A 21,449-nucleotide genomic window follows, 5' to 3' on the forward strand; every position below is an offset into this window, starting at 1 on the left:
TAACCTTCGGGGCCTCGTCTATTGGGTGGCAGTCACCTGAACCGACGATTTTCCTTTGTAAAGCGACACCATGCCTGACAATACTGTTTTTCCACCCGACAGCGATTACCGCAAATATCTCTCTAAAATGGGTGGCATCGCCGCGGCCGTCTTCGTTGGTTTAGCGGTGGTGATCGGATTAGCGATATGGGCGTTCATGTTTTGTCGCATCGAAGTTCCGTCTCGCAAGATCGCCGTGCTGACCAAAAAGACCGGTGCCGAGCTGACCAACGAGATTGAAATCGTCTCCGAAGCCGAATTCGGCAACTACAAAGGCATCCAAGAAAAGGTGCTGGCCGAAGGTCGATATTTCTATAACCCGTGGAAATGGGATTGGGACATCGTCGATCAAGTCGAGGTTCCTGAGAACCGACTTGGCGTTCGCATCCGACTGTATGGCGAAAATCTTGGCTACGGAAACCTGATCGCCGACGATACGACTCAAAAAGGAATCTTCGCCGAAGTGCTTCGCCCCGGACGTTACCCGCTCAACGCGATCACCTACGAAGCCGGCACGGTTCCAGATCCCGATCGAACCAACTACATCGAACTGGTTGAACTGCACAAACCCATTGTCATCCCCGCTGGTTTCAAAGGCGTCGTCACGATGCTCTCTGCACCGATGGCGGATGACCCCAACCAACTGATTGTCGAAGACGGCAGCAGAGGCGTTCAGAAACAAACACTCGATCCCGGTGTCTATTACATCAACCCCTACGTCAAACGCATTTCACTGGTCGATTGCCGAAGCCAGCGGTTCGACCTTTCCACAGGCGGCGGGATGGGTTTCCCAAGCCGCGATGGTTTCTGGGTCAAACTTGATGGGCGGATCGAATTCCGAGTCGATCCAGAACGTGCCGCGGAAGTGTTTGTGACGTACAACGATTCCGACAATGACGAAACCAACAATGCGGTGGTCGAAGAAGAGATCATCTCGAAGATCATCCTTCCCAACGCTCGATCGTTTTGCCGGCTTCGAGGCAGCGACAATTCTGGACGCGATTTCATCTTGGGTGAAAAACGACTGGAATTCCAACTCGACTTCCAACGCACGCTCGAAGCGACCTGTCAAAGGCAAGGAATCGAAATCATTCAAGCACTGATCACTCGAATTTCACCTCCACAACAAATCGCGTCGCCGGTTCGACAACGTCAAATCGCCGCCCAGGAAGCTCAGCAATTCGTCAAGCAAATCGAACAACAACTCAGCGAACAGCAGTTAAAAATCGAACAGGAAATGGTGAAACGAAAACAAGTGCTGGTCGCTGTTGATCAAGAGGTCGTCAAGCTGACCACCGAAGCACAACGGGCTCAAGAAGTCGCCGTCATCGAAGCTCAGCAACGTCGCAAGGTTGCCGAGGTTGAATTGATGGCGGCCGAAGATCAAGCCGGTGCGATCACCGCACGCGGCGAAGCGGCCGCGGAAGTCATCAAGTTTCAAAACGATGCCGAAGCCGCCGGCTGGCGAAAATCAGTCGAAGCCTACGACGGCGACGGCGATCAATACGCTCGCTGGGTGATGCTAAAGAAGATGGCACCTGCGTTCCGCCAAATGATGGTCAACACCGCCGACAGTCCGCTGATGGACATCTTTACTGAATTCAATGTTGACCCCAAGACAGCAGCGGACAGCACCACAGCATCGACTGAAACAACCAACAGCAAGACCGAAACCGGAGAAAACGAATGAGCATCTCACGTAATAAATCGATGGCCGGGTTGGTGTTCAGTTTGCTCTGGATCTGCCTGATGGCGTTCATGGTTTTCCAGTGGTTCTTTTGCCGCATCTATGTGCCAGACGGCCATTCGCTGCAACTGCGTTACAAAGGCGGGATCGTCCTGGGTGGCGAGAGTCCGCCGCCGGGATCGATGGCCAAAGATGGTCAAGTTGGCGTTCAAGAAGAGATGCGTGGCCCCGGTCGTCATTTCTATAATCCGATCTACTGGGAACGCACGATCGTGCCCGACTTCCTAGTCATGCCCGGACAAATCGCCGTCGTCACCAGCAAAGTCGGTTCACCACTGCCGCAAGGAAAATTCCTGGTCGATGGTGATCTGGATGGTGCCGATCGCGCGGTCCACAAAGGGATCCTTCGCAAAGTGTTTGGCCCGGGCCGTTACCGAGCCAATCCGTATGCGTTTGAATTCAACATTGTCGGTCGCGAAGCTGTCAAAGTTGGACGGCAAGAAAAGGTTGGCGGCTGGGTCGAAATTCCGACCGGTTACGTCGGCGTCGTCACCATGCAAACCGACAACCCCAAGCTAAACCTGTTTCCAGGCATTCAAGACAAAGTCTTGCAGCCCGGTTTGTATCCGATCAATCCAAAAGAACAACAAGTTGACGTCGTCAACATCGGCTTCAACGAAACCAGCATTCAGGTCGCTGAACAAATCGATGCCAACGGAAAACCACGGCACGATGAACAGGGCGAACCGCTGGCCGTCGCCGAAACGGGAATCAACTTCCCCAGCAACGATGGTTTCGATATCCAGTTGGACTTCAGTGCAATCTGGGGCGTGATGCCCAAAGACGCTTCAGAAATTGTCCGCACGTTTGGAAACATTCCCGCGGTCGAAGAAAAAGTAATCGAACCGCAAAGTGAATCGATCTGTCGAAACAACGGATCGAAAATGGGGGCCGTGGAATTGCTGATCGGCGAATCGCGTGAAGCGTTTCAAACCGACGTCAGCGATGAGTTCAAGGAAGTCCTCGCCACGAAGCATATCACACTGATGTATGGACTGGTTCGGCACATCTACATCCCGCAAGCCGTTCGTTTGCCAATTCAAACCGGATACGTTTCAGACGAAATGAAGCTGACGCGTGATGAGGAAACCAAGACCGCACGTATCGAAGCGGACTTGCGTGAAGCTGAATCAAAAGTCGAATTGGAAGCCGAACGCGTTCGCGTCGATACCGACCGTTTGCGTGCCGGCGTGATGGCCGAAGGCGAAAAGAAGGCACGAGAAATCGCTGCCGCCACCGAGCAATTGGTCGCCAAGATCGATCGTGAATCCGCTGACTTGAATGCTAAAAAGACGGTCATGCTAGGACGCGCCGAAGCGGAAGCCAATCAACTCGGCCAAGAAGCCACCGCGGACAAGTTCCGTCTTGCGGTCGAGGCCTTCGGGTCACCATCGGCGTTCAACAAATGGGAATTCGCGGAACAGTTGCCCAAGGATCTGGATTTGAAACTGTTCTATGCAGGCGAAGGAACGCTATGGACGGATTTGGATAACATCACACCGACGTTGCCAATCAAAAAGTAGCGCCCGGCTGTTTTGTACGCTGATTTTTTCGGGCAAAACGATGGAGGGGAAAAACGATGGTGCGCGGCCGTGATTCGCGGCCGGGTATTCATCACAATATCGTTTTGCCCCTCCATCGTTTTGCCCAACTTTCTATTTCGTATCGGCTTACAGCGTTACTGGGCATCTGAGCGATTTGCCTTGGATGCCGGCGATGATGTTATCGACCGCGATCTCTGTCATTGCGCTGCGTGCTGTTGTGGTTGCGCTGCCGATGTGTGGCAGAATCAGACAGCGTTGATGCTGAACCAGCGGATGCGACGCGGGTAATGGTTCCGGCGTTGTGACGTCCAAGCCAGCCGTGAAAATCTTGCATGTGTCCAATGCATCCAACAATGCGTCCTGGTCAATGATCTCGCCGCGCGCCGTGTTGACTAACACGACATTAGATTTCATTTTCGCGAATGCTTCGGCGTCAATTAGTTTTCGGGTTGCCTCGCAAAGGGCGACGTGGATTGAGATGAAGTCACTTTCGCGAAGCAGTTCATCCAGTTCGACACGACGACCAGAAAGCGACTCGTTGACGTCCGTCTGATCGCGCCGGGAAGTGTAGATCAGATTCATTTTCCATCCGCCCACCATACGGTTCGCCAATGCTTTTCCGATGCGGCCCATTCCGATAATCCCCAGCGTCTTGCCACTGGGTTCGACGCCGAGCAGCCCTGCCGGTTCCCAATTCTGCCATCGTCCACTTGTCACGTCATCGGCTGCTTCGGCAACTCGTCGAGACGCGGCCAACATTAAGGTCGCGGCCAAGTCGGCTGTTGCATCGGTCAACACATCGGGTGTGTTGCCAACCTGAATGCCTCTCTGCTTTGCGGCCGCCAAATCGATATTGTTGTAACCCACCGCATAGTTGCTGATCACCTTTAACTGCGGACCAGCAGCATCCATCACGCGGCCGTCCACGGCATCGCTCAACAGAGTCAAGATCGCATCACAACCTCGAACCACGTCGGACAATTCATCCGGCGTCGGCGCATCAGCCTTCGGCCAAATCGTCACATCGGCCTCCGCCGCCAATCGATCAAGTGCCACCCCAGGCAGTTGCCGGCTAAAAAACACTTTTCTTGGTTTAGAATCTGACATTTCTCTACTCCCCAACATTTCCCTACTCCCTCGGCAAACGACACCAACGAAGCAGTGGTTTTAATGCTTGTCAGCTACCCATGCCAGACCGAAGCAAAGACCTTTCGCGGGCTACTTAGTCCGCTGATTTTCTGGGCAAAACGATGAAGGGGCAAAACGATGATTCGCGGCCGTCATTCAGTCTGGTATTCAGCGCAACATCGTTTTCACTTTTACTGCGCAACGCATGCGCCGAAAATTGTTGAGTCAGATCATCAACCATCTAGTTGTTCCCTGAGCCGCAGGCTTCCGACGCGTCGGAAAAAAGGTGCCGGGGGGATACATGCTCAAAACTTGGCAAGACTATAGGTGGCAAGACCGACGTGCTTGCTCGGCAGCGAACGTAGCATGGCGGCCCTCCGCCGTGTTTATGCCTGGTCGGCAGCGAACGTTGGCGGGTGCCGCCATCGGCGAATTGTTGTATTTCTAAGCTGCCTGCTCGGCAGCGAACGATAGAGCCCGTCAGCCTTGCATCGGCTGGCGTTTCTAAGCTGCCTGCTCGGCAGCGAACATTTGCCTAGCCCTGTTCGGTGCGCCGCTGTATTTCTAAGCTGCCTGCTCGGCAGCGAACGTGCAGTGTCGCGGATGATCGATGGCGCGGGTTTTTCTAAGCTGCCTGCTCGGCAGCGAACCGGCACTTTCGTCTGTCGCGCACTCCAAAGAATTTCTAAGCTGCCTGCTCGGCAGCGAACAGCCTTAGCCACGCTTGCCGATTTCAATTCATTTTCTAAGCTGCCTGCTCGGCAGCGAACTTGCCTTCGGTTTCCTTGAGCAGCTTCAGGTATTTCTAAGCTGCCTGCTCGGCAGCGAACAATGGCAACTCCACATTCAGACGCAGTCCTTTTTTCTAAGCTGCCTGCTCGGCAGCGAACGACATGATTTCCCAACTTGCTGCCTTAGCAATTTTCTAAGCTGCCTGCTCGGCAGCGAACAAGGCACACCTAGTTTTTCGAGCCGCCGATACATTTCTAAGCTGCCTGCTCGGCAGCGAACAGTCAAATTCGCCGGCGGGACACCAAGCGAGCTTTCTAAGCTGCCTGCTCGGCAGCGAACAAGTTCCGCATTCACGTAGCCTCTACGATGGTTTTCTAAGCTGCCTGCTCGGCAGCGAACCGCATGCGGATCCTATGTTTGTGATGATGGGGTTTCTAAGCTGCCTGCTCGGCAGCGAACACGACACGCATTAGAACGCGTACCTTTGTCAGCTTTCTAAGCTGCCTGCTCGGCAGCGAACCGTTTGACGAATGCCACGTTTACCTACCGCGATTTCTAAGCTGCCTGCTCGGCAGCGAACAACGGGCCTTGGGAGTACTTTGCGGACCGTGATTTCTAAGCTGCCTGCTCGGCAGCGAACAACGGGCCTTGGGAGTACTTTGCGGACCGTGATTTCTAAGCTGCCTGCTCGGCAGCGAACATTGATCCTGCATTGTTAGCAGTACCAAACAGCTTTCTAAGCTGCCTGCTCGGCAGCGAACGTATTCCGCCAATTGAGCGGCGACATCATCGACTTTCTAAGCTGCCTGCTCGGCAGCGAACAACGAAAGGGAATGACGTGTTGGTTTTATCAATTTCTAAGCTGCCTGCTCGGCAGCGAACCTCGGAGGGTCGCGCGAAAGCACGCAAAAATCTTTCTAAGCTGCCTGCTCGGCAGCGAACCAACCGAGAACCATCCTTGCTCGCCGGTAACTTTTCTAAGCTGCCTGCTCGGCAGCGAACTTGCTGAATCTTGTCGTAGATTTCCCGTCGGTTTTCTAAGCTGCCTGCTCGGCAGCGAACAATGTTGTACCGGAGGTGGCGTCCGGCCTGATTTTTCTAAGCTGCCTGCTCGGCAGCGAACATGCCAGTGTTATTGCTTTCGTACTGGAACGGTTTCTAAGCTGCCTGCTCGGCAGCGAACAACTGGCGAAGCTTGATTCGCTGCCTGAATCGTTTCTAAGCTGCCTGCTCGGCAGCGAACAACAACACCAGCGAACCGAACGATCGCGATGTTTTCTAAGCTGCCTGCTCGGCAGCGAACGCTCAATTGCCGTAGATAGCGGTGGCTGAACATTTCTAAGCTGCCTGCTCGGCAGCGAACCGATGGCTGCCGGAGCACGTTGTGCGCTTTGCTTTCTAAGCTGCCTGCTCGGCAGCGAACGCATTCGATTGTTTCGCGGTAATTGCGTTAACTTTCTAAGCTGCCTGCTCGGCAGCGAACTCGCCTTCTCTGGGTAGAAACAACGTGAAAGGCGGTGTGGATCACGACTTGGGTGGTGCGACCCTTTTTTGGTAATGATCGAAGAAGGCATGTTTTTACGATGTTTTCTCGACTCTTAGGAAAAAGGGTTAAAACTCTGGAACGGCCGTCGTTCCACTTAAACCGTAGGTACTGAAGCACCAATCCTCTCCAGCTTCGGCCATGCTGCGCTCGATGTATAGTCGAAATCGCTGGGCTGTACTGTGACTTCGCATGTTGACGTAAGGCAATTGCGAATACCGTGGTTTGAACGTTGCGTACTCGGCCTGTGCCGTGGCCTGATCAAGCCCTTTTCGCTTCATTTGACGCCGAATCAATCGGTCTCGCGAACTCTTGGTTTGGCAACGTTTGTAAACGGCATAGCGATTGATCTTTCGCTCCAGCTTTCGCACCGAAGTCAAATGAACATAGTCCAGCAGCCGCGAAAGACGGTTCGACAAGTTCAATTGCAACAAATCATCGTCACTCCGCGCGAACACCCGAATCTTGCTGCCAATCGGAGGCCCTTGCAATTCATCATGGGTGGTTTTCTGGGACGCGTCGGTCATCACGTCTTCTTGCGATGCTTCTCGGTACTCTGGAAAACTCAATCCGATCCGACAATCCTGCGTTCCAGCAGCCGACTCGACCAATGCCAAATGGATTTCGTCCATCACTTTTCCCAATACAAAGCCAATGCTGATTTCATGATCGGGTAGGCAAGTGACTTCCTGATAGTAATAGGTTGGATTCATTGAACCGATCTTTCTACTTGGATGATTTGCCAAACACGCCACCGCGAACCAACATCGCCATCACATAGTGAGCTTGGTCAGGTTCCAGCTTTCCACCCTGGCCAAATTGATCGAACAATGTATAGAAGTCATTCTTCTCGGTCGGCTTGCGATAGGCGGTGCCTAGGTTGGTCACCGCGCCATACGCTTCGACCGCGATCGGGCGCAGCGGTTCGTCTTGATACCATGTGTCAATCGTGCGGATCGCGTTGCCGATTTTCTGCGAGTGCATCCCTGCCACTCCATCGGTCGAATACAGCACCTTGCTCTTGTCGCCCTTCTCTGTCACCAATTCTTCGCTGGGGTAGACTTCTTGCCCCTTTCCAAGCCTTGAATACGCAACGACATCGAACAATGCAAACTCTTGCTCGCCGCATAAACTGGCAGCAATGATCGATGCCAACTCGGATGTCGCTGTTGAATCGAAACCGACCAGGCCAATCTCTTTGGCGTCGAACGTCGATGACTTTCGATCATCACCATCAATCTTCGTGACAACGATTTCAATCGATTCGGCACCGACTCGATTTCTCCACAAGAAGCGACCATTGGCTAGGTTAGTTGCGTAACGCTGTGCCAGTTCCGTAAACCCAGTGGTTTGAATGTAGTCAGCCGCAGCATCACGGTAAGTCGTTTGGAAACTCGCTAAATTGCATGCCGAAGGTTCTTCGACGCCGCTGAGCACCTTTAGCGTGAACTGAAGCTTCAGCGTGTCGCAATCGGCGGGCAACGAACAAATATCGACCGTTTGCAAATTTGGCTTTTCAACTTCCGCATCCAGCTTGGCGGGATCGCTTTCCAATTTCGTTGAAAGACGATTGGAAATCGTGCCACGAACAGATTTTTCTTGCAGCGTGAGTGGTTTTCCGTCTTGCTCGTGTCGCTGATTCCAATCGATGCCCGAAAAGCGCCCATCCGATGGGACAAGTTTCTTCTCGAAGGCGAGTACTGACGGAATCGTCGAGACCGTTTTTTTAGCCATGTTAGATTTCCTTAAGGTTAGTTGATTACCGGGACTGAGGGAGAACTTGAATTTTGAACACACGCATAGATGTCGCCGTCGTGGTGATAGCGCCAGATCAATTCGGAAAGGCGTTGGATACGAGTCGCCATCACGAACTCGCCCAGCGTGACGATGCTTTCAGCAAAACGATGAGGCGTGGATGCGTCGCGTGCCTGGGCTGCAGGACCGACTGGATTGATCGCATGAAAACCGGTCGCGATCGGCACGACCCATCCCAGTCGATGACGCTGGGATGACCAACTAACCTTACCGTCTTCCGCGATCGTCGAACGATGTTGCACCCGTAAATGACGATGCAGCGCCATCATCGCGTCATCACCGCCCTGCACTGCCTCGATCATCCAATCGCGGCGATCCATCAATGCATACCCGGGCATCAGCGAGCGAATCGACCTTCGGTCATCGCTGATGAACTCCAGTTTCGGCTTGACCAATAGATCTCCGCCCGCCAGCTTCATTCTGGCAAACAAAATATCGCCCAAACGATCTGCATCGCGTTGGCCTCGGGTCAGCCCGCGGACCTCCAGCACCAACGAAACCGTCATGTGACAGCGTCCTTCTTCGATGAAGGACGATCGCTGGCCTTTTTCATTGAGCGGATTGGCGGTCAGTTGCAGGGTACGGGAATAGCCGGCTTGATGATCGAGCATCTCGAATTGGTGACTGACAATTCCGACACCGTCGATTTGAAAATCGCCGCTGGGTCCACCGCCGTTAAAATGACGCTGCAGAGCGTGTCCGAAACCCAAGAACGCAGTCACGGCCGGAAAACCGAATGTCAGTGGACTCGACAGTGCATTGGCACCACGAACCTGCAATCGGCGAATGACTAGATACTGACTCATAGTATGTCCTCCGGCATTTGACGGGCGTATGCTTTCAGTTCTTCCGCAAACGCCGTTTCTTCCGTTTGACCAAGCACCGCCGCGTCACCGAGATTCTTGCGTAGCTTGCGATACGTCACCACCGTCCATTTGGAAAATGACTCGGCAATCTCTTGCTGCCAATCATCATGGTCCTCTCTTTGGTCCAATCGGCCCGAATCAAGCCACAATTTCTGTGCGATTGGCAATCGAACGGATTCATGGTCGCTCCATCCTGGATCGAGTTGTTGCAACACGACCGCGCGGCAAAACACCCATTCAAATATCGATTCGAACCATTGCTGGCGAGCCTTGCGAATATTGATGTTGGTGTAGTCGCTGCGAAAGATTCGGTGCAGCGCCGTGTAGATGAACTTTAATTGGTCGTCCCAACGAAGCGTTTCAAAAAAATCACGTTTGGGAATACGCACATGATCTCGGGCTAGCGTCGGTGGCAGCGATGGGAGCAACCACGCTTCACCGGCATTGTTGCTATTAAGTTTGCTGATGTTCTGCGGCTGGGTGCCTCCGTACCGGACGGTCAGCAATCCGAATAGATCATCCAATCCCGTCTCTGACGCTTCGCCTTTCTTACGAGCCTCTCGCGCGGCTTTGGCTTCCTCAGAAAACTTCATGTCCCGAATGCGGTTTCGATTCTCGGTGACCAATCCTGAAGGCGTCAGAACCGATAGCAGGTGATAGTCATCGCCCACAGGAAAATAGACTTGCTTGACGCCGCCATCGGTCTTCTGCACGATGTCGCTGGACTTGATTTCCAGCAATCCTTGCCGCCACTGATCGAACACATCTTGTTCGACGCCCAGCATGCCCCGCAGCACTGCCGAGTTTGATTCCAGATGATCCAGGACGCTGCGCTCATCTGAAAGCACGATAGAAAGAAATGCGTAAACATCAAGCGCGGCAGCATTGCCCAATACATCATGGGGTGCCGCAACATTACCACTGCGGACATACCCGTCCGGTACTCTTTGCCCGACGTACAGGACTGGCGTGATCTTAGCGTCGGGGTGACTGAATTTCCCCGGATGCGAAACCATGCTGAGTTGTCCGGCGCGACGTGCAGCACTGGCAACCCAATTTGCAATTTGGAAATCGCTTTCAATTTCTTCAACCGACTTGCCGCCCGGCTTCTTCAGCTTCGTCTGCTTGCGTTCATCAAGAAAAGCAACAATTTCATTAGTCATTGATCTCAGCCCCCTGTGATTAGTGTTAGCTGCCTGTTCGGTAGATCAGTTTTTGTTACGTACAAAACATTTCTAAGCGGTCGAGCATCGCAGTTCAATGACTACCGAATCTGGAACACTCATCTTCCCTAATCGCACACTAATAACCAGCCTCGTAGCATCGCGTGAACAACAATTGACGTAACCTCGTCCACTACCAAAATGTCGCACTTGTTTTTATGCGATGCTTATTGGTCCCTTGCGTGCTCTCATTTGCGAGCCTGCGACCTGAAACGGCTACTCTCTTCTCGCCCCCGACACACCCGTCCAAACGAATCCGCGATTTCCTTCGTCGTCTCGAAGACGAATTTCTCCGAGAAACTCGCAGGTTTGCCGCCTGCCCTTGTCCAATTTCTCCTGCTGGATCTCGATCAACTGCGCGTAGTCGAGCGACAGCCACAAACGGTCACGGCAAGAATCTGGCAGTTCATCGATTCTTAGATTGCTGACCGTTTTTCCCAGCGGACCGTCTGATTTGCCAGTGTCAGGATCGACATGCCGAAAAACCAAATCCTCGGTCTCGCCAAGGTGCAATTTGTACGCGGAATCTTGTTCTGATTGACGAAACCGAGATGCCGGCTGCGCAAGATCAGTCAAGTAGTACGCGCACTGTGTCCAGCCTTGCACAAATGCGGGCCGATAGTCGGGCTGCGTAAGAATGTTCCGCAAGACTCGATGTTCCAAATGAACCAAATTTGATTCCGGCAACAATTCATCAGGGCATTCGATTCGGCTAGACGCGTCGAGCCTTTCTGCCAACTTCGTCGTGTCAACAAGGTCATCAACGCGTTTGGTAAGCAATTGATATCCGCCGCCTCGATTGGATTGCCCACCCTCAAAACCAGGTCGGTGGAAAACAATTTCAGCAGTCGTCGTGAACGCTTTAAAGTTCAATTGCGGCAATATGATGTTGGGTGACGGATTCTCTGCATTGGTTAGCCTATGTCGTCTCACACGCCCAGCCATTTGGATGATCGAACGCATCGATGATGGCTCAATCACAGCCCAATCGTAATCGTGATCACGACCAACTTCGGCGACTGGACTTGCGACCACCGCGAATATCACATGCGGCTTATCGCTGCGGTCGATATGCGATCGAATCACCGGGTGATCAAACGGTGAACGACCCTGTTTTCGATTTAGGACAGCATCAAGGTGTTTTTCCTGCTCCGACCTCAACAACAATACTTGTCGGGCATGATACGTCATCGCCCGCAATTCAATGTCATCGGGTAGCTCGCACGTCAACAGGTGTTTGGCTAAGTCAATGCACGGCTCCACATTGGCCAATCGAAGCACGCCGACCGAAACGTGCTTGCCGGTCTGTCCGTCGATCAACGCATGCCGCCGATGCAAGTCGATCGCTGCAGCAGTCATTTGACGAAACCAGTTCTGTTGCAGTGTGTGGTCTTCGGTCGGCACCGGGTCAGCGATCTGTCGCACCTCCGCTCGACAAGCGATTTTGGTTTCCTTATTCAGATTCTTCACTCGCTTTTGAACAAACTCACGATGCTGTTCCGCGAACTCATCGTCATTGGCGACACGTGCCGTTTTCGCGACATATTCGTCTACCCAGAAACCAGCAACCGTTGCCTGCCGATTGCGAAACTTGGCGAACAGTGCCCAGCCCGACGCGTAAGCGTGAAATAATCCCTCCGAGATCGCGGGAGGAATCGTGGCTGAGGAGATCATGACTTTTCGGCCAAGCATCCCAGCCAAATGAACCAACCGTGCGATCGCCGGCATGTCGGAGTGGTCAAAATCGTCCACTTCGTCGATCACCAAGTCCGCTGCCAACAATCGCAGCATCGGTAAAATCTGCCTGCCGCCCCGCGTATTTTCCACCGCTGGCATCAAGTGGTCGATCGTGCAAACCAGCACCGGGCTTTTCAGCAATTGACGACTCTTGGCATCGGGCAGCTTTGTGCTGATGGCATCGTCGGGGATAAGATCGTCGTAGGCGAATTCGAATCCCGCACTCAAGTCGATGTGTGATTCGGAACCGGTAGTTTCGTTGGCGACATCATTGCCGTTGTTCTCCACATTGGCTTCACCTCTCTGAGCATGCAACGCACGAACGGCGGCTGATCCGACCAAAATGGCGAGCTCGTTTTGATCGAGTCTCAACTTCTCTCGATACTCGTCGCCAGTCTGTAGCGTCAGCGTCCGCAGCCCCAAGGCTAAAGAGTACCGCAGCCCCTGGGGACTAATCGCGTCCATGATCTTGGCATTGGCGAACGTCTTGCCTTTGCCGGTGCTGGCCATGTTGACGGCAAAGAATCCCATTTCGTCAATGGAGTAATCTTGCTGCCACCGACGTAGCGAATCGACCGCTTTGTTTTGCCATTGATAGGGAGCCGGAGATGGCTTGCGGAGCGGCCGAATATTTTGCGCGGTTGGCAATTCCGTTTCAAACTTCGGCAGTAAATGGCTGGCATTGACTGCTGCTTCGGTGACATAAACCAAGTGCTCATCAAGCCGCTGTCGCATCGCCCCCTTTTTTGAAATGACACGACCAGTACGTGATTCATTCGCATCTCGGCTGTACGTGTTTGCGAAGGGTGGCCAATCACCAGGCCAAGATTTGCTTTCGGGCTTAGAAGAATACTGATGATCCCCGAGCATCAACGTCATTCGTGAAAGCGTTAACAACAATCGCTGACACTCAGCCAATGAGTCGATCCTCGTCCGCCCAAAATGCTGTATCTCATCGCCCAGTTTTCTCCCCCATCGCGACGCCTCTTTACACCAGGCCGAAGAAATCCAAGGGAGTTCGTGCTTGAACTTCCAGTGCTTCGCAATGTCCAACGGGAACTCTGGTGTTTTCTCGAAACCAGTCGTCACATCAATTTGCTCCAACAGATTGCTCTCGTCGCGGACACACGACTCGCCGAACCCATCCAAATTTAATCGTGGCAAACGATGGTGCGAGAGAATCAACCAAGCAATCCAATTGGTCAGCGTTGAGTGTGCAAGGTCAAATGGGTAGGTATTTGACTGCGCAATGTTCTTAGCCGTGTCCTGGATCACGCGAGATTGCTTCTTTCGATCTTTTGCGGACGTTTCCCGCAATCGAGCCAAATCCATCAACCATTGGGCGTCATCTTTTCCTTCCACGAAAGCCAAGAACAACAACATCGAAACCCACTCGTGACGAACCGGATCTCGCTTGTCGGATCCGGGCTTAGGTGGATTCTTTAGCATTGCTTGGAAAGGATCCCATGCTTTGCCAAAATCATGAAATAGTCCAGCGATCGCAACGATTGACTTTAGCATCGAAAGGTACTGCCAATCGTCCTCGTCATGTTCTCGCAATAGATCTCGCCCAGTTCGATTGACTGGCACATTCCCCTGAGTGTCAAACCGGTCCCGATTACCGACGATCCAAAGCAGTTCGGTTCGCCGCGTGCCGCGAATGCGGTGACAGGCGACTGCCGTCGTTTTACGGGCAGTCTTGGACAACCGCGATCGAACCGCCTGCAGACCTTGTTCGGTCATTACGGCTTGCCATGTTCGCTGACCAATTCGATGCGCGTAAGCGTCCAACACTTGCCGAGTCAATTTCAACGATTTCTTTTGGCATTCCGAAACGAACGTCACAATCACGGCATCGCCTCGCCACCCGGCATCGCATCACCACGCTGCGCAGCCGCCTTGACGACATCGAACATGAAATCGAGCGATTGGTGCCGCGTCATCGCTTCTAAGCATTCTTCACGAAACTCACGTTCCAACAAACCTTCGGCGGAAGCGATGAACGCCAGCGGCAGAATTATTGCATCCTTGACCAAGTCTGCGACGTCAAACACCAATGCGCCTCGGCGGGTCTTGCCGTGCATCACAGCAAAACCATGCGGGATACCAAGGCACCACAAACATGTGGCCGCTGATCCATAGGCCAAGTAGTTCCCATGGCTAAGAAACTGGTTGGCAAGATCCGTCTTATCGGGATCTCGAACAAATCCTTGCTGGCCCGTCGCGTTGGCAGCGTGCTTATACAATTCCTTCGCCAATCGACCTTCCGCTGTCAACAACTGAGTAACATTCTCGGCGTTCTTGGCGTGCTGCTGGTGGGCCGCGAAAGCGCGGTCGAGCCTCATGTCCTCGACATCGAACCCATACTCTTTGAATCGCGAATCTTTGCCCCAAATGGCCTTTAAAAACTCGATGCGTTTTGATTGAAAGAACCGTGCAATCTGCAAACGCTTACGATCGTCGAACCAGAACTTCAGCCATGCCTGAACATACTCGGTTGGTCGGTACTCGGATTGAGGCGAGAACCACTCGACTTCGGTGGATGAAATCAACGGAGTTCCTCCACCACCGCAGAACCCGATCATGACACCAGCCTCGGCCATCATGCGCACCGCTGCCTGCGTGATCGATGTCCCAGTCCCCAGCAACACGGCGGTGGTGTTAGCAACGGGAATATTCCAATAGGCGTTCTCTTTCTGCCCTTTCTCAGCCCTCAGGAACAAGACGCGCCCTTCCTTAACCAGGACACGGCAATGTTCGAGATACTGCAAGTTCCCACGCTTCGAGTGTAGTATCTCTCTCGGTTTTCTTGATTGCATGAATCGTTATATCGACAAGATGTGGAGATCAGCTTTCTAGCAATGGAAAAATCAACTTAAACTTAAACTCGAACTTAAACTCGAACTTAAACTTAAACCGCTGATTCGGCTTGATTGTTGATCGAATTAAGAAACGTTTAAGTTTAAGTTCGAGTTTAAGTTTAAGTTTAATTTGGGTTTGATGACATGAAAAAACTCACACACGAATCTCTGACTGTTTACCAGCGTTCGATTGAGTTTGTCGCTTGGTCGGCGGCGTTATGCGAATCGAACGACCGCATTGTCGGTGAGATTCAAAGCCAATTCAAACGGGCGTTTATTTCCATCCCTCTGAACATAGCAGAAGGATCGGGCAAGCAGAGCGGAAACGACCAAGGCCGTTTCTATGACATTGCCCGTGGATCTGCACTAGAATGCGGTGCGTGTTTAGATGTCATGGTGGCGATGAATCTGCTTTCAAGTCAAGAAATACAACCCGGAAAATCCTTTCTCATCCAGATTGTCGCAATGCTAACCTCACTCGCGAAAAGCGTCGCCGGACAACGAACCCGAGAAGAACCCAACGACTACAAAACCTAAACTCAAACTTAAACTCAAACTTAAACTCAAACTTAAACTCAAACTTAAACTCAAACTTAAACTCAAACTTAAACTCAAACTCAAACTTAAACTCAAACTTAAACTCAAACTTAAACTTAAACCGCTGCCCCAGCTTGATTGTTGATCAGAATGAGACGTTTAAGTTTAAGTTTAAGTTTAAGTTTTAGTTTAAGTTTTTGGGTTTGACTCTTATCCGAAAAGACCGATGGACCATTGCAAAACGCCGCGACCATTACTGATCGCGGCGTTCGAGTTTCAACAGACTTGACAAACGGTTGGATTAAAATCGCGTTTGGTACTGCATGTAGAAGAAGTCGGCGTCGGCGTCGGTTGGGACACCGGCGGTCGTTTCGTAGTATTCGCCTGCGTTGAAGTGCGAGTAACCGACCAGCATGCTGTTGCGTGCATCAAGATTGATGTTGAACAGAACGTCAACTTCTTGACCAAGTTCCCGGTCGCCTGCGGCATTGGCGGCGTTGAAGGGATTCATGGTGACACCGTACGGCGTTGTGGCTTCGTCCAGCATGAAGTGGTGAGCCCAAACGATCAGCTTGACCTTGGGGCTGATGAACGGAGTGATGAATTGGACATTGATGTCGTGCAAGTTGCGACGACCAAACAAGTCCATCAATCCGTTGTACTTGTGTGCCAATGGGAACAAGTGATTGAATCCATCATCGCCAGCAGCGAACGGAGGATTTTCCGCTCCTGAAGCGTAGTCGTACCAACCCCAAACGGTCGGCTTCCAATCGCCCAAATTCAGTTGACGACCAACACCTGCTGCAATGAACCCGGCACCATGATCGGTCCCATCGCTGTTGGTTCCAAACTGGGATGCAGATTCAATGTCGTAAAGAACTCCACCGTCCGACTTACCCGAAATCCTGGCACCGACGGTGTGGAAGTCGAAGTCGGCGACGTCGTTGACAAAACCAATGTAGTACGCCTCAAGACTTCCGAGACTTGTTTGAGAGTTGGTTCCGTAGACGCCAAAGAAGTCAATGTCTTCGTTGGCATCATCAACTTTACTGCGGGTTGCATTGGATCGTGTCACAGGATTGGTAAAGAATCCATCGACTGCCCATTGGTCACCCTGGTAGGTTCCGGTGACACCTTGGAATGTGCGACGCGTATTCGCCCAGTCCAATGGCGAAACCAATCGTTGTGCACCGAACAGCAGTTCTTGGCGACCGACACGAACCGCAAGATTTTCGGTCAATTGAGTTTCCAGAAACAAGTTCTGGATTTCACCACGGTTGACTTCGATAGGACGGAACAGAAACGCGTCATTCGATCCAGAGCTGGAATCAGCGTACAAGTATTCGCCGTAAACGCGGAAGTAATCGTTGATGCGAAGATTGCTGAACAGGCGGTATCGAGTCAGAAAGAATTCGTCATCGATTCCAGTCAGGCCGAGCCCACGCATGTTGTTCTCGCTGTGATAGCGAACCCGAGCTTCACCACCAATGTCCAATTTTCCTCCGTACAATCCCTTGAATGATTCGCCGGGCTGGGCTGGCCCGTCGTAGAAGTTGTCATTCAAGTAACTGAAGTCGTTCAGAAAGAAGAGCCCCTTGTAAGCGCCCTTCATCTTTGCGGTTGCAGCTTCCTTTTTCTCTTTGTTGGAATCGGTGCTGTTACAGCGACTACATGGCACTGCGGCCTGCATTTCAGGCTGCATCGCGGCGGGCATTTCAGCGGGCGCGTATGCTACGACAGGTTCCGGCATCGCAGCCGGGGCTTCTACGGTTACGGTTTCGGCTGCAACCACATTCTCAGCCGGCGTTAGGTAGCTGTCTTGAAGGGGAGCGTAGTTGCTGGCTTGCTGAATCGTTTCATCCGGCCGTAGATCGACGACTTGGATGTCAGCCAAAGGAGTATCAGCAAAAGCGTTTCCGCCGGTAAAAAAACCGGTCAATAGCGTCAGAGCAAGGACTCTTCGCCGCGAGTGTTTGGTGATGGTCATACTTAGAGGATCCTTCCTCATCGGAGTGGCGAAAGTTTGATTAAAATGAAACGCGATGCGGTTCTGATCGATTTCTGCCGAAGCTCTTCAGCCCTTCTCTTCAGCTTTCGTCCGCACCAATCTCTTCAAACATTGGAACCTCCCCCAATTCCGGTAAAGCGGGTGACATCCAAAGGGGGTTATCGGTGCATTGCTCTTCTGACTACAGAATCCTCGAAGCGGCCAGTAAAACGGAATGACCGGTAAAAGCTAACATTCCACTGCCTGGATCTTCCGTACACCATTGCGATGAATGCTTCCTAAACGGCAAGAAGCCCACGAGCTCAATTTCACGCATCGCAGCACCCACCATTTCGACTGTGACTCTAAAAGCCAGTCGCGAATCTGCGGAAAGCGTTTGAACGAGCCGTCGCCCGCCTCAAAAACAGGCATCTGCTACTGATTTCCGCAGATTGGTTCCGAAGCATGAAGACGTTGGGTAGCAAAAAGCGACGCTTCCTTCCGCAATAAAGTCACAATCGGCTCCATCAGGGGGCGTGTCCGTACGCATTGGGGCCGCTATTTCTCAACACCGATTCATGCAACGGGTTTGGCACATTGAGTGCTTTGACGATTCGACGACGTGAAGTGTGCATCGGAAACAAGCGAACAGGCTTTCCCGCAAGCAACCCGTCGGAGATTCAGCTTCTCATCCCGCGGTACTTAACGCCGCATTTCTCTTTTCTTGGTAACGCACCATGCCAATGGCCTCTCGTTTTCTGGCACTGCGCTTTCCGGCACTTCACTTTCTGCGATTCAGTCCCGCAATTTTGATTCTTCTGGTCATCTCTTTGGAAGTCGGATGCAGCAGCAATGAGATCACTTTGGAAGACCTAGAAAACGCAGCATTGCAATTGGAGGCCGAGGATGATGTGGAGTCTTCCAGTGACGATCTTGCCGCAGGTGAATCGGTGGCAGTGGCAATGCTGGAGATTGAAAAACCAGACTTGAAGTTTGGTTTTATCAAGCTAACCGACTGCGCACCGCTAGCGATCGCAAAGGAGAAAGGATACTTCGAGGACGAGGGGCTAAACGTCGAGGTGCAATCGCAATCGAACTGGCGAGACCTTTTAGCGAGGGTGATCAGCGGAGAGTTGGATGGAGCTCATATGTTGGCGGGGCAGCCGATCGGTGCTTCGATCGGCGTCGGCGCAAGTGCGCCGATCGTGACTGCATACAGTCTTGATTACAACGGAAATGGAATCACGGTCAGCAACGATGTGTGGGCAAAGATGCAGGAGAACGACGAGAGCCTTAAATCCCCCACGCCCAAGCATCCAATTCCGGCAACCAGCTTGAAGCCCGTTGTCAGCGACTACAAGCAATCCACTGGTAAGCCGTTCCCGATGGGCATGGTGTTTCCGGTCAGCACACACAACTACGAAATCCGATATTGGTTGGCGTCATCAGGAATTCACCCTGGGATGTACGACGGTGAAGAAGATGCCAAGGGCGTGATTGATGCGGATGTCGAACTCAGTGTCACGCCACCGCCACAAATGCCAAAAACGCTAGAAGGCGGAACGATCTATGGTTACTGCGTTGGGGAACCTTGGAACCAAGTCGCCGTCGCCACTGGAATTGGCGTTCCGGTAACGACCAACTACGACATCTGGAACAACAATCCCGAAAAGGTTTTCGGGGTTTCTGAAGACTGGGCCGAAGCCAATCCTGACACCCACTTAGCCGTGGTCAAGGCGCTGATACGAGCCGGGCAATGGCTCGATGCGAAGGATGAGAAAGGTGAATTCCTTAACCGCCGCGAGGCAGCAAAAATCCTAAGTAGTTCTGCATACGTTGGTGCGGACGAAGACGTTATCGCCAACAGCATGACGGGCACCTTTGTTTTTCAGAAAACAGACGTTCGCAAGATGCCCGAGTTCAACGTTTTCTTTGACGGTTACGCCAGCTATCCACACTACAGCGACTGTGTTTGGTTTCTCACCCAGATGCGACGTTGGGGACAAATCAGCGAAAGCAAACCGGCGAGCTGGTACGCCGAAAAGGCGAAGCAAATTTATAAGCCGGAAATCTATCGCCAAGCTGCCGACATGCTGATCTCCGAAGGCAAGCTTGATCCGAATGAAATTCCGTCGCCAAGCTACGACGGCTACCGCGAAGCTTCGTCAGCGTTCATCGATGGCAACACCTACGACGCGAAAGACCCCATCGGTTACATCAACAGCTTCGACATCGGCAACAAGGATGCAGAGTCACTCGCCAAGCAATGATTTAACAAAGCAACGAACCAACAAGGTGCCTTTCGATCCGATGGATTGCCGGGCATGGAATGACGGAATTTGACTTTTACGTTTGGCTGACCGCCTCAGTCAAACGTGACTGCGAAGCGACCGTAAAGGGTCGGGTATTGTGATCCGGTATCCAATGCCCGATCCGGTCGTGGATCGCTCGAAGAATGAATTGAAACAACTCAAATTTGGACGAATTGAACTATGAAGTGGCGTCGCATCGCATTGCATTTCAGCACGGTAACTGGCTTACCAATCTTGGAACCCTTCATTCGCTTGATGGCTGGTGAAGACCCTAAGGAACAGTTGAAGGGAATCGCGAAATACATCCTTGTACCGGCGGCAGCCATCGCTCTTTTCCTTGCGTTCTGGTCGTTCTCGTCTCGGTACGTGGTCGCCAACAGTGTCGCATTGCCCGGGCCGTCGCAGACATTCAGGGAAGGCAAGCAACTGTTCGCTGAACACTTTGAACAGAAGCGAGCCGACGCGTTGAAAGTCAAGGAAAAGCGAACCGAAGCGATCCTGCTGGTCCGCGATGCGAATCGGGCTGAGCAACAGGCTGCAAAAGCAAGCGATTCGCAAAAGCAAATCCTGCTAGCCAATGCGACGAAGCTCCGCAAACGCGCCGTGTCGGCGGCTAACTATCGACCGTCGAGCCCACCAACATTTGTCGATCAAATTTTCAACAGCCTACAAACGGTGATGTTTGGTTTCATCATCGCCACAGTGATCGCTGTCCCTGTTGGCATCCTGTGTGGTATGAGCCCATGGTTCAACGCAGCGATCACGCCGCTGATCCAGATTTTCAAACCCGTCAGCCCGCTGGCGTGGCTGCCGCTGGCGATGTTGGTGATCCTTTCGTTTTCTAGCGAAGGCGAACCCTGGTTTCCGATCGCATTCTTGACATCGGCGCTGACAGTCTGCCTCTGTTCGCTTTGGCCAACCTTGGTCAATACAACCTTGGGTGTCGCTAGCGTTGATAAAGACTATTTGAACGTCGCGAAGGTGCTGAAGCTTTCGTCGATGCAACAACTTTGCAAGATCATCTTGCCGGCCAGCTTGCCGTTGATGTTTGCAGGAATGCGAATCAGCCTTGGCGTCGGTTGGATGGTTTTGATCGCCGCAGACATGCTGGCTCAAAACCCAGGCTTAGGAAAGTTTGTCTGGGATGAATACCAAAACAACAACGAGATTTCCTTCGCACGCATTGCTTTCAGCGTGATCATCATCGGCTTGATCGGTCTCGTGCTCGATCGAATCATGATTTTCTTTCGCAATTTGGTCAGCTTTGGTAACCCAGCACCGGCGTAGGGCGGGGATCAGTTTGAGGCGTTTACCGCTTGGATGCATCAGTTCGCAAGAGCTTGGCCACGGAAGGCATTTTTCTTTTTATCGTTCACTG

13 protein-coding genes and 1 CRISPR repeat array are annotated in these 21,449 nt (G+C 52.4%); of the genes, 5 read left to right on the top strand and 8 right to left on the bottom strand.

The window, feature by feature from the left end:
* Positions 1-70 precede the first annotated feature (70 nt).
* Together RC85_RS01470 and RC85_RS01475 are read left to right on the top strand one after the other, a co-directional pair.
* Positions 71-1,729: an SPFH domain-containing protein gene (locus tag RC85_RS01470; RefSeq protein WP_068258097.1), complete on the top strand. Its 1,659-nt coding sequence runs from the start codon at positions 71-73 to the stop codon at positions 1,727-1,729.
* Entirely contained in the window at positions 1,726-3,309 is a 1,584-nt protein-coding gene (locus tag RC85_RS01475) for an SPFH domain-containing protein (RefSeq protein WP_068258098.1), read from the top strand. The genes RC85_RS01470 and RC85_RS01475 overlap by 4 nt, the downstream gene beginning before the upstream one ends.
* Positions 3,310-3,456: 147 nt before the next feature.
* On the opposite strand, the gene RC85_RS01480 is transcribed toward RC85_RS01475, so the two are convergent.
* The 7 genes from RC85_RS01480 to cas1f all read right to left on the bottom strand — a co-directional run bounded on the left by RC85_RS01480 (position 3,457) and on the right by cas1f (position 15,193).
* Positions 3,457-4,437: a 2-hydroxyacid dehydrogenase gene (locus RC85_RS01480; RefSeq protein WP_068258099.1), complete on the bottom strand. Its 981-nt coding sequence runs from the start codon at positions 4,435-4,437 to the stop codon at positions 3,457-3,459.
* 462 nt (positions 4,438-4,899) lie between these two features.
* Positions 4,900-6,673: a CRISPR direct-repeat array (repeat unit 28 nt; unit sequence TTTCTAAGCTGCCTGCTCGGCAGCGAAC).
* A gap of 128 nt (positions 6,674-6,801) precedes the next feature.
* A complete protein-coding gene (gene cas6f / locus RC85_RS01485; RefSeq protein ID WP_068258100.1) occupies positions 6,802-7,446 on the bottom strand; it encodes a type I-F CRISPR-associated endoribonuclease Cas6/Csy4 in 645 nt (214 codons plus the stop codon).
* A gap of 13 nt (positions 7,447-7,459) precedes the next feature.
* Positions 7,460-8,467: a type I-F CRISPR-associated protein Csy3 gene (gene csy3, locus RC85_RS01490; protein ID WP_068258101.1), complete on the bottom strand. Its 1,008-nt coding sequence runs from the start codon at positions 8,465-8,467 to the stop codon at positions 7,460-7,462.
* Between the two features lie 17 nt (positions 8,468-8,484).
* Positions 8,485-9,354: a type I-F CRISPR-associated protein Csy2 gene (gene csy2 / locus RC85_RS01495; protein ID WP_068258102.1), complete on the bottom strand. Its 870-nt coding sequence runs from the start codon at positions 9,352-9,354 to the stop codon at positions 8,485-8,487.
* Entirely contained in the window at positions 9,351-10,577 is a 1,227-nt protein-coding gene (csy1, locus tag RC85_RS01500) for a type I-F CRISPR-associated protein Csy1 (RefSeq protein WP_068258103.1), read from the bottom strand. Before csy1 ends, csy2 begins: the two co-directional genes overlap by 4 nt.
* A 276-nt stretch (positions 10,578-10,853) precedes the next feature.
* Positions 10,854-14,225: a type I-F CRISPR-associated helicase Cas3f gene (gene cas3f / locus RC85_RS01505; protein ID WP_068258104.1), complete on the bottom strand. Its 3,372-nt coding sequence runs from the start codon at positions 14,223-14,225 to the stop codon at positions 10,854-10,856.
* Positions 14,222-15,193, bottom strand: coding sequence for a type I-F CRISPR-associated endonuclease Cas1f (cas1f, locus tag RC85_RS01510; protein ID WP_068258105.1), 972 nt, complete (start codon positions 15,191-15,193; stop codon positions 14,222-14,224). Before cas1f ends, cas3f begins: the two co-directional genes overlap by 4 nt.
* Positions 15,194-15,379: 186 nt before the next feature.
* Between cas1f and RC85_RS01515 the strand changes: the two genes are divergently transcribed.
* Complete coding sequence (locus RC85_RS01515; RefSeq protein WP_084422257.1) at positions 15,380-15,772, top strand: four helix bundle protein; 393 nt, start codon at positions 15,380-15,382, stop codon at positions 15,770-15,772.
* A gap of 301 nt (positions 15,773-16,073) precedes the next feature.
* Here the strand turns inward: RC85_RS01515 and RC85_RS01520 are convergent, their stop codons facing one another.
* Entirely contained in the window at positions 16,074-17,759 is a 1,686-nt protein-coding gene (locus tag RC85_RS01520) for an alginate export family protein (protein ID WP_084422258.1), read from the bottom strand.
* Between the two features lie 737 nt (positions 17,760-18,496).
* On the opposite strand from RC85_RS01520, the gene RC85_RS01525 reads away from it, so the two are divergent.
* Together RC85_RS01525 and RC85_RS01530 are read left to right on the top strand one after the other, a co-directional pair.
* Positions 18,497-20,029 (top strand): CmpA/NrtA family ABC transporter substrate-binding protein, encoded by a 1,533-nt coding sequence (locus RC85_RS01525; protein WP_084422259.1) that lies wholly within the window; start codon positions 18,497-18,499, stop codon positions 20,027-20,029.
* Between the two features lie 222 nt (positions 20,030-20,251).
* On the top strand, positions 20,252-21,358 hold the full coding sequence (locus RC85_RS01530; RefSeq protein WP_068258106.1) for an ABC transporter permease: 1,107 nt from the start codon (positions 20,252-20,254) through the stop codon (positions 21,356-21,358).
* The last annotated feature ends 91 nt before the right edge of the window (positions 21,359-21,449 follow it).

This window comes from Rubripirellula obstinata, from assembly GCF_001642955.1.
Lineage (GTDB): Bacteria > Planctomycetota > Planctomycetia > Pirellulales > Pirellulaceae > Rubripirellula > Rubripirellula obstinata.

Bases quoted from the DNA above. Each gene is read 5' to 3' on its own strand.
- csy3 (WP_068258101.1), bottom strand. From the start codon at position 8,467: ATGGCTAAAAAAACGGTCTCGACGATTCCGTCAGTACTCGCCTTCGAG.
- RC85_RS01470 (WP_068258097.1), top strand. From the start codon at position 71: ATGCCTGACAATACTGTTTTTCCACCCGACAGCGATTACCGCAAATAT.
- RC85_RS01525 (WP_084422259.1), top strand. From the start codon at position 18,497: ATGCCAATGGCCTCTCGTTTTCTGGCACTGCGCTTTCCGGCACTTCAC.
- RC85_RS01480 (WP_068258099.1), bottom strand. From the start codon at position 4,437: ATGTCAGATTCTAAACCAAGAAAAGTGTTTTTTAGCCGGCAACTGCCT.
- RC85_RS01520 (WP_084422258.1), bottom strand. From the start codon at position 17,759: ATGACCATCACCAAACACTCGCGGCGAAGAGTCCTTGCTCTGACGCTA.
- RC85_RS01475 (WP_068258098.1), top strand. From the start codon at position 1,726: ATGAGCATCTCACGTAATAAATCGATGGCCGGGTTGGTGTTCAGTTTG.
- csy1 (WP_068258103.1), bottom strand. From the start codon at position 10,577: ATGACTAATGAAATTGTTGCTTTTCTTGATGAACGCAAGCAGACGAAG.
- cas1f (WP_068258105.1), bottom strand. From the start codon at position 15,193: ATGCAATCAAGAAAACCGAGAGAGATACTACACTCGAAGCGTGGGAAC.
- cas6f (WP_068258100.1), bottom strand. From the start codon at position 7,446: ATGAATCCAACCTATTACTATCAGGAAGTCACTTGCCTACCCGATCAT.
- RC85_RS01515 (WP_084422257.1), top strand. From the start codon at position 15,380: ATGAAAAAACTCACACACGAATCTCTGACTGTTTACCAGCGTTCGATT.
- csy2 (WP_068258102.1), bottom strand. From the start codon at position 9,354: ATGAGTCAGTATCTAGTCATTCGCCGATTGCAGGTTCGTGGTGCCAAT.
- RC85_RS01530 (WP_068258106.1), top strand. From the start codon at position 20,252: ATGAAGTGGCGTCGCATCGCATTGCATTTCAGCACGGTAACTGGCTTA.